General features: G+C 58.3%; 7 protein-coding genes and 1 pseudogene. 5 read left to right on the top strand and 3 right to left on the bottom strand.

Annotated features, from left to right (window positions below; genetic code table 11):
- Positions 1-40: 40 nt before the first annotated feature.
- Both DW037_RS09150 and DW037_RS09155 read left to right on the top strand, forming a co-directional pair.
- Positions 41-2,038, top strand: a complete 1,998-nt coding sequence (locus DW037_RS09150) for a type IIA DNA topoisomerase subunit B (RefSeq protein ID WP_055252409.1) — start codon at positions 41-43, stop codon at positions 2,036-2,038.
- 45 nt (positions 2,039-2,083) lie between these two features.
- The gene (locus tag DW037_RS09155) at positions 2,084-4,324 is read left to right on the top strand and encodes a DNA gyrase subunit A (protein WP_117628862.1); all 2,241 of its coding nucleotides are present in this window, start codon (positions 2,084-2,086) and stop codon (positions 4,322-4,324) included.
- A gap of 99 nt (positions 4,325-4,423) precedes the next feature.
- On the opposite strand, the gene DW037_RS09160 is transcribed toward DW037_RS09155, so the two are convergent.
- The 3 genes from DW037_RS09160 to DW037_RS09170 all read right to left on the bottom strand — a co-directional run bounded on the left by DW037_RS09160 (position 4,424) and on the right by DW037_RS09170 (position 7,183).
- On the bottom strand, positions 4,424-5,713 hold the full coding sequence (locus tag DW037_RS09160) for an ATP-binding protein (protein WP_117583295.1): 1,290 nt from the start codon (positions 5,711-5,713) through the stop codon (positions 4,424-4,426).
- A gap of 180 nt (positions 5,714-5,893) precedes the next feature.
- Positions 5,894-6,424 (bottom strand): flavodoxin family protein, encoded by a 531-nt coding sequence (locus tag DW037_RS09165; protein ID WP_117583296.1) that lies wholly within the window; start codon positions 6,422-6,424, stop codon positions 5,894-5,896.
- Positions 6,425-6,628: 204 nt separating this feature from the next.
- A complete protein-coding gene (locus DW037_RS09170) occupies positions 6,629-7,183 on the bottom strand; it encodes a TetR/AcrR family transcriptional regulator (protein WP_117583297.1) in 555 nt (184 codons plus the stop codon).
- A gap of 143 nt (positions 7,184-7,326) precedes the next feature.
- On the opposite strand from DW037_RS09170, the gene DW037_RS09175 reads away from it, so the two are divergent.
- From DW037_RS09175 to DW037_RS09185, 3 genes and pseudogenes are all read left to right on the top strand, one after another.
- Positions 7,327-8,292 (top strand): Sir2 silent information regulator family NAD-dependent deacetylase, encoded by a 966-nt coding sequence (locus DW037_RS09175; RefSeq protein WP_199578365.1) that lies wholly within the window; start codon positions 7,327-7,329, stop codon positions 8,290-8,292.
- 3 nt (positions 8,293-8,295) lie between these two features.
- A complete protein-coding gene (locus tag DW037_RS09180; protein ID WP_117583298.1) occupies positions 8,296-8,994 on the top strand; it encodes a hypothetical protein in 699 nt (232 codons plus the stop codon).
- Positions 8,982-9,197 (top strand): annotated as a pseudogene (locus DW037_RS09185) (hypothetical protein); the annotation flags it as partial. The gene DW037_RS09180 and the pseudogene DW037_RS09185, both read left to right, overlap by 13 nt.

The following is a 9,197-nucleotide window of genomic DNA, read 5'->3' on the forward strand; positions in this document are numbered from 1 at the left end:
TATGACTACAACGCAGCAAAGGAGCATCGAGAGAGCGAGCATGGCAAAAAACACCGCAAACTATGGTAACGACAGTATTCGTCAGCTCAAGGACGAGGAGCGCGTACGCCTGCGCCCCGCCGTTATCTTTGGCTCGGACGGACTCGACGGCTGCGCGCATGCCGCCTTCGAGATCCTGTCCAACGCCGTTGACGAGGCGCGCCAGGGCTACGGCAAGCTCATCACCCTTACCGCCTTTCGCGATGGTTCCATTCAGGTAGAGGACAACGGCCGCGGCTGCCCGCTCGACTGGAACCCCTCCGAGAAGCGCTTTAACTGGGAGCTCGTCTTTTGCGAGCTCTACGCAGGTGGCAAATACAACAACAACCAGGGCGGCGACTACGACTTCTCGCTCGGTACCAACGGCCTGGGCTCGTGCGCGACCCAGTACGCATCCGAGTACATGGACGTCACGGTTTGGCGCGACGGCAACAAGTACTCCCTGCACTTTAAGAAAGGCAAGGTCGTTGGCGCCAAAAAGAAAGCGCTTGAGATCGAGCCCAGCGACGAGGACCGCACCGGCACCACCATCAAGTGGCGCCCCGATCTTGAGGTCTTTACCTCGATCAGCATTCCCCACGACTGGTATCGCGAGACCATGCGCCGCCAGGCCGTGGTCAACGCCAACGTGACCTTCCGCCTGCGCATTGAGGGCGACGATGGCGAGTTTTCCGAAGAGGATTTTTGCTATCCCAAGGGCATCGAGGACTACGTGCTCGAGAAGGTCGGTACCGACTACCTTACCGAGCCCTTCTTTATCGAGGCTGACCGTCGCGGTCGCGACCGCGAGGACCTGCCCGATTACAACGTCAAGATCACCGCGTGCATGTGCTTCTCGCGCACCTTCATGATGCAGGAGTACTACCACAACTCGTCATGGCTCGAGAACGGCGGTTCGCCCGAAAAGGCCGCCCGTAGTGCTCTGACCAGCGCCATCGATGCCTACATCAAGCAACAGGGCAAGTACAACAAAAACGAGAGCGGCATTAAGTGGCAGGACGTCCAGGACTGTCTGGTGCTGGTGACCAACTGCTTCTCCACCCAGACGTCCTACGAAAACCAGACTAAGAAGGCCATCAATAACCGCTTTATCCAGCAGGCGATGACGGCATTCTTTAAGGAGCGCCTCTCGACCTATCTGATCGAGAACAAAGACGCCGCCAACAAGATCATGGAGCAGGTGCTCATCAACAAGCGCTCGCGCGAGAACGCCGAGAAGACGCGCCAGAGCATCAAGACCAATCTGCAGCAGAAGACCGACATGGCCAACCGCGTGCAGAAGTTCATCGACTGCCGCTCCAAGGACAAGAGCCGTCGCGAGATCTACATCGTAGAGGGCGACTCGGCAGCAGGCGCCATCCGCACCTCGCGCGATGCCGAGTTCCAGGGTGTTATGCCCGTCCGAGGCAAGATCCTCAACTGTCTGAAAGAGGACTACCCGCGCATCTTTAAGTCCGACATCATCATGGACCTCATGCGCGTGCTGGGCTGCGGCGTAGAGATCAAGGACAAGCGCATCAAGAACCTCGGTGCTTTTGACCTGGATAATCTCAACTGGAACAAGGTCATTATCTGTACGGACGCCGACGTCGACGGTTATCACATCCGCACGCTTGTGCTCACCATGCTCTATCGCCTGGTGCCCACGCTTATCGACGAGGGCTACGTGTATATCGCCGAGTCGCCGCTCTACGAGATCAACTGCAAAGAGAAGACCTACTTTGCCTACACCGAGCTCGAGAAGAACGGCATCCTCAAGGAGATTGGCGACCAGAAGTGCTCGATCAACCGCTCCAAGGGTCTTGGTGAGAACGATCCGGACATGATGTGGCTCACCACCATGAACCCCGAGACGCGCCGCCTGATCAAGGTAGAACCCGAGGACGTCACCAAGATGGAGACCATGTTCAACCTGTTGCTGGGCAACGACGAGACGGGCCGCAAGCGTCACATCTCCGAGCACGGCAAGGAATACCTGGACCAGCTGGACCTGCAGTAGCAGCAAATCGATAACGACGGCCCATAAGAAGTTCAAGAGGAAATCGTGGCAAAGAAGAAGACGAAGAACCAGCCCAAGAAAAAGCAGGTCAACGCCGAGAACGTCATCGGCCTGCACTCCGAGGTCACCGATCAGCCGATCACGCAGACGCTCGAGGTCAACTACATGCCCTACGCTATGAGCGTCAACGTCTCGCGTGCGTTCCCCGAGATTGACGGCTTTAAGCCCTCGCACCGCAAGCTGCTCTACACCATGTACAAGATGGGTCTGCTCAAGGGCGAGCGCCAGAAGAGCGCCAACATCGTGGGCCAGACCATGAAGCTCAACCCGCACGGCGACGCCGCGATCTACGAGACGATGGTGCGCCTGGCCACCGGCAACGAGGCGTTGCTCGCCCCCTTCGTTGAGTCGAAGGGCAACTTTGGCAAGTACTATTCGGGCGACCTGAGCTACGCCGCCTCGCGCTATACCGAGGCCAAGCTCTCCCCCATTAGCGCCGAGATCTTCAAGGACATCGACAAGGACCCGGTCGACTTCGTCGACAGCTACGACGGCGCCATGAAGGAGCCACGCCTGCTGCCCACCACGTTCCCCAACATCCTCGTCTCGGCCAACAAGGGCATCGGCGTCGCCATGGCATCCGATATCTGCGGTTTCAACCTCAACGAGGTCTGTACCGCCACAATGCATTACCTGCAGGATCCCGACTGCGACCTGCTCGAATACATGCCCATGCCCGACTTCTCGACCGGCGGCGAAATTATCTACCGCCGCGAGGAGATGGAAAAGATAATCGAGACCGGCCTTGGCAGCTTCCAGATCCGCTCCCGCTGGCGCTGGATTCCCGAAGAGCGCATCATCGAGGTCTACGAGATCCCCTACACCACCAAAACCGATGTCATCATCGAGCGCATCGTCAAGCTCTCCAAAGAGGGCAAGGTCAAGGAGATTGCCGACATCCGCGACGAGACCGACCTCTCGGGTCTGCGCATCGCCATCGACCTTAAGCGCGGTGTCGACCCCGACAAGCTCATGGCGAAGCTCTATCGCTCGACCACGCTGCAGGATTCGTTCTCGTGCAACTTTAACGTGCTGGTCGACGGCTATCCCCGCGTTATGGGCGTGCGCCAGATCCTGCACGAGTGGGTCAAGTGGCGTATTGAGTCCACGCGTCGCCGCATTAACTTTGACCTGGGCAAAAAGTCCGAGCGTCTGCACCTGCTGCACGGCCTCGAGGCAATTCTGCTCGACATCGACAAGGCCATCGCCATCATCCGCGGCACTAAGCTCGAGGCCGAGGTCGTGCCCAACCTTATGAAGGGTTTCGACATCGACGAGACCCAGGCCGAGTTTGTTGCCGAGCTCAAGCTCCGCAACATCAACGAAGAGTACATTCTCAACCGCACCAAGGACATCGCCAAGCTCGAGGGCGAGATTGCCGAGCTTGAGGAGATCCTCTCCAGCGAGGAGAACATCAAGAAGGTCATCAGCGACGAGCTAGCAGCGGTCAACAAGAAGTACGTGATGCCGCGCCGCACGGGCAGGATCGAGCCCCATGAGGTTATCGAGGTAAGCTTGGAGCCCGAGGTCGAGGAGTACCCGGTCACCATCATGCTCTCGCGCGATGGCTACCTAAAGAAGATGACGGACCGCGTGCTCAAGAAGGCGACCACGCTCAAGTACAAGGACGGCGACAAACCCTTTATCGAGTTCCCGTCCTCCAACACCCACGAGCTGCTGGTCTTTACCAACAAGAGCCAGGTGTACAAGTGCAAGGTCGCGGCGTTTGAGGACACCAAGTCGGCCCAGCTGGGCTCGTACCTTCCGACCGATCTTGAGATGGAACCCGACGAGAGCGTCATCTGGGTCATCGACCCCGAGGACTACAAGGCCGACGTGCTGTTCGTCTTTGAGAACGGCCGCGTGGTGCGTGTCGCGCTTTCTGGATACGCTACCAAGACCAACCGCAAGCGCCTTAAGAACGCCATCTACGGCGGCAGCAAGCTGCTGTATGCGCAGGTGCTCAAGGAAGACCGCGACCTCGCGCTGGTCTCGAGCGACTACCGCCTGATGAACTTCAACACGTCGCTGCTCAAGACCAAGACGACCACCAACACGCAGGGCGTCCAGGCTTTCACGGCCAAGAAGGGCCGCTCGGTCACCACTGTCGGCACGACCGAGGAGATTCTTGGCGCCGGCGTCTCGGCCGAGAAGTTCACCGCGCAGAGCCTGCCCTCTGCCGGTGCCCTCATGAAGGAAAACGACATGCCGAGTTTGTTTGACTAGGACGACGGCGACCAAACCGTCATGGTTTAACTAAGCAGCGGGGCCCGGAGCGCAGTAAACGCTGCGCCCTGGGCCCCATGCATTACACCAGCATCATCCCTATAGACAAAATGCCGCATAAAGTGGAACAGACATAAGCCCATCATTCATTCCAAAGGGCTTAGTCGATAGCCTGATAAGGCGTACGCCCGGATGGGTCTTTTTAAGTGAGGACAGGCTTCGAGATCTTGTGTTCTCTCCCGCCTTGACTTCAATCGCAGACAAGCATCCCTGCTTCTCTACTACAAAGTCGATTTCCGCACGATTATCTCGCGCCCAATAATGCAGCGGATAGCCCATGGCTGAAAGCTGTTGGGCGACGTAGTTTTCGGTAAGTGCACCCATGAATGTGCCGCCGATGCCGGCAAGAATATCGGCGCGTTGAGCACCGGCCTTGGAGACGAGCAGCCCTGTATCCGCCTGATAGATTTTAAAAGCAGAAGGGTTAACGAAGGCCTCTAAAGGGCTTTCGATCTGCCCGACTAGGCTGCAGCGCGCCACCGTACCCGACAATACAAGCCAGTCGAGAGCATCTCCAAAGAGAGACGCATTGCCCCCCGCTCGCACTACCTTGTATTGAAATTTGCGATTCTCTTTGGCAAGCTGCTGTGGAATGGAATCGAAGCACGCACGCGTCTTTGCGCTCAAGCGTTCATCAGCATATTTATTGGTGTCGGCGGAATATCCGTCGAGAATAATCCGATGCTTTTCGGCCACATCAATGATTGACTGATCATCGATATACGTTTGGACCGCCTCGGGCATTCCGCCAACAACAAGATACTGTCGATAGAGCCTAAGCGCCTTTTCATGAAGGCTTGGCGCAAGAGGACCCATTAACTCGAATGACGAGCGTATCTCATCGACCAGCTGATCGTGCCCCATTGCCCAGAGAAACTCCTCGAAATCGAGTGGAGTCATCTCGATCAAGTCGGTCTTTCCGACGGGGAACGAATACGACTGATGGTTAATGGCAACCCCAAGAAGCGACCCGGCAGCCGCAACGTAATACTCGGGAGCATCTTCGCAAAAGTATTTAAGGGAAGTGAGCGCTTCCTCGCATGCCTGGATCTCGTCAATGAACAGTAAGGTTTTGCCAGGCACGATACGCTGTCCCGTACGAGCCTCGATCGCGCGCACAATCGAATGAGGGTCAAGACCGCCCGAAAAATCCGCTCGCGCCGACCGGTCGTTCTCAAGATTAACGTAGACAACCGATTCGAAAAGATCCTGGGCGTACGTTCTGAGCAAATAGGTCTTGCCACACTGGCGCACGCCTTTGACCAGCAAAGGTTTTCTATCAGCTCTGTCTCGCCATTCCCTAAGTAGCTCGTCTGCCTTGCGACGCATACGCAACCTTCCCTCATTAACTTCTGTTTGACAATATTTTAACGCGGATTAATTTGTTTTCAGTTATTTTTCTGCGTTTAAAAATTGTTCTATACGGCGCTTGAGGGAATGCGCCCCTATCTCTCGGTAAGGACAGCAAGCATTTCCACCAACACCGATTGCCATGCGCTCTTCTTGCCCTTAGGCGAGCTTGCGAGCGAGCTCTCGCACCTCTTCCAGCTTGGGCGAGGAGGCCATGCTGTCGCGCTCGGTCATACCGCTGATGGTGACAATGCCCTGGTCCTCCCACTTGCAGTATGCGCACGTGGACTTGTACATGGCGATCGCCGCATCATAGACGCCCTCGCTGTGGCTATCGAGCAAAAGGGCCGTCTTGGTGAACGGGAAGCCCGTAGCACCGAAGGCGTACAGGCGGTCGATGACAGCCTTCTCCTGCGCAGTGATATCGAACCAGTAGATAGGCGAGGCAAAGACGACCATATCTGCGTCTTTCAGCGACTCGATCACGTTGACCATGTCATCCTTCTGCACGCAGACGCCCTCATGAGCGAAGCAGTACTGGCATCCCAAGCAGCCGGCGATCTTCTTGCTGGCAACGCGGACGACCTCGACCGTATTGCCGCCCTCACGCGCGGTCTCGGCAAACGCCTCGACCATGGTATCGGTATTGGCGCCCTTACGCGGGCTGCCGCTCAATACAACGATATTCATAGGATTCCCTCTCCTTCATGCTGCAGGCGCGCAGCATTTTTTCTTGTAACCAAAACAAATGGGGTTAATCAATCGCCAGCAGGCCATATCTCTTGCTCAAGTTCCCTAAAGAAGCTCAAGGCGATTGCAATTGCCTTATACAACATCGAAAACCAAAGAGGGGCCATAGCAACGTCGCCTGCCCGAAATGGCCTGCGGTTAAAATCAACTACGGGGATCGTGACGAGCCGATACCGCCCGCATGCCCCCTTCGGAATAGGCGCTGAGCAGCTCCTGAGCGTGGGCAAACTCGGGCCCTCGCCTCCAACCGAGCAGGCGGTTGACCGCGAGATTTCCCTGGACGTTGTGGACGAAGAGCAGATAGGCGTCCTCGCGCGAAAGCCCAGTCTCCTCCATGATCGAGGGAACCATCTGCTCGGCGCCGCGCTCGACGACGCGCTGTGCCACCCGGGCGTACGCGTCGTCATCCGAGTAGAGCAGATAATAGTCATCGTTTGCCGGCGGACGCTGGCAGAGGGCACCCGCCTCCGTTCCCTCGAGCGGCGGCACCGCCGCCAAGGCCTCGTCGATAAGCGCGTCGAGCAGGGCGAACTTGTCCTCGTAGTGCAGATAGAACGTGCCACGGTTGATATCGGCGCGGCGGCAGATATCCGCTACCGTCATCTTCGCGAAGCCGACCTCGGCCAGCAGCGCGAAGAACGCCTCCCGTATGACCGAGAGTGTATAGCGTCGGCGACGATCGATCTTCCCCGCTTCCATTACCCCTCCAATTGCAACGCTCGACAATGCCCGGCAATCGTTCGTTTATCAACGGCGCATCGAAGCTGTTCATTGCTCTCGCACAAATCAACATGGATACTTTTTATCAACACCTGTTCATAATAGCTGAAAGAAGGTATCCAGTGACTCTGTACGAGCAGTTCGTTATCGAGCTCACCAACCAATCGTTTTCCCTTCAGGCCGCCTATCGCAGCGGCGGCACGCCCTATGAGCTGAGTGACCGCGAGCCTAAGCCCTACGAGCAGCAAATTGAGGACGTCGCCCGCATGATCGATGAAGCCGATTGCGTGCTTGTGGGCGGGGCCTCCGGTCTCTCCGCGGCAGGCGGCGGCGACTTCTACTACGAAGACAACGCAACCTATCGCAAGCATTTCGGCAAATTCGCCGAGCGTTACGGTTTCAAGGGCGCTTTCGAGGGGTCGTTCTACCGTTGGCCCACCGCCGAGGCGCGCTGGGGATACCTCGCCACCTTCCTCGACACCACGCTCAACGCCCCGCTGCGCAAGCCCTACAGGGACCTCGACGCCATTCTCGCCGAGAAGGATTTCTTCGTGCTCACCACCAACCAGGACACGCAGTTTGTGAAGCTCTATCCCTGGGAGAAAGTGGCAGAGATCCAAGGCGACCACCGCTTCTTTCAGTGCTCCCACTGTTGCACCGACGAGGTGTGGAACGCGGTCGAGCCGGTCTCCCACATGGTAGAGGCCATGGGAGACGGCCTTGAGGTTCCGACAGAGCTCGTGCCGCGCTGCCCGCACTGCGGGGCAGAGGCGTTCCCCTGGGTTCGCGGCTACGGCAACTTCCTGCAGGGCGAGCTCTACGAGGAGCAGTACCACAAGGTGTCCGACTGGCTCGACGCGCACGCGCGGCAGAGGATCCTTTTCCTCGAGCTGGGCGTGGGCCGCATGACGCCCGCGTTTATCCAGGAGCCGTTCTGGGCCCTCACGGCGCAGTTGTCGCAGGCTAGCTACATCGCCGTGAACAACAGGACGCAGTTTCTCCCCCGCGCGATCGAGGATCGGGGGCTCGCCGTTCGCGCCGACATCGCCGACGTGCTCGCCGACGTGCGCAAGACGCTGGGGAGGTAGCACATGGAAACGGTGAAAGCAGTTCGCATAGGCACGGCGCTTTCCGAGGCGGATCTTGTCATCATCGGCGCCAGCAACGGGCTGGACATGGCAGAGGGGCTCAACCTCTTCTGCGCCGATGCTCATTTCCGAGAGGCGTACGGCGACCTCGCTCAGGCCGACGGCATCGGCTGCATGCTGCAGGGGCTCGCCTCCCCGGATGCCAGCGTGCGAAGCCGATGGGTCGAGCGGTTCCATCAAAAGGAGTATGTCGAGTATGAGCCCAGCCCGCTCATGAACGGGCTGCGGCGTCTTACAGAGCACGCCGACGCCTTCGTGATCACGTGCAATATCGACGGGCACTTCGTACGCGCAGGGTTCAACGAGAACCGCGTGCTCGAGACGGAGGGGAGCATACGCACGTCGATCGACGAGCGGCGTCTCGCCCATCCAGACGCCCTCGCCATGACCCAGCTCGACGAGCTCGCGCGTCTTGTGCAAGCCCATCGCAACGGCAGGGTCGCCATCCTCGAACTTGGCGTGGGACTGCACAACGGCGTCATAAAGCGCATGCTCGCCCAGATCGCGAACGCCTGCGAGCACGCCACCTACATCGTGTTCAACTACGGCCAGGCCATGGCGCCCGACGCTTCGTGCGAGACGATTCTCGTTGACGGCGATATGGCCCCGGCTTTCGAGGAGATCGCCCGATGCCACCCCTAGAAAGAGAAGCGCGTAGGCTTCGAAGCCTTATCGACGATGCCGACGCCATCATCGTCGGCATCGGCTCGGGCATGTCGAGCGCCGCCGGGTTCAACCATTACAACCGCGCGGGCATGGCGCGCGCAGGAATGGCGGACTGGCAGCAAGCCTTTGGCTTCAAGAGCCTTTTCGACGGCTTCTACCACCTCTACCCCAGCCTCGAG

Origin of the sequence: Collinsella sp. AF39-11AT, assembly GCF_003474585.1 — a bacterium.
Taxonomy (GTDB): Bacteria; Actinomycetota; Coriobacteriia; order Coriobacteriales; family Coriobacteriaceae; genus Collinsella.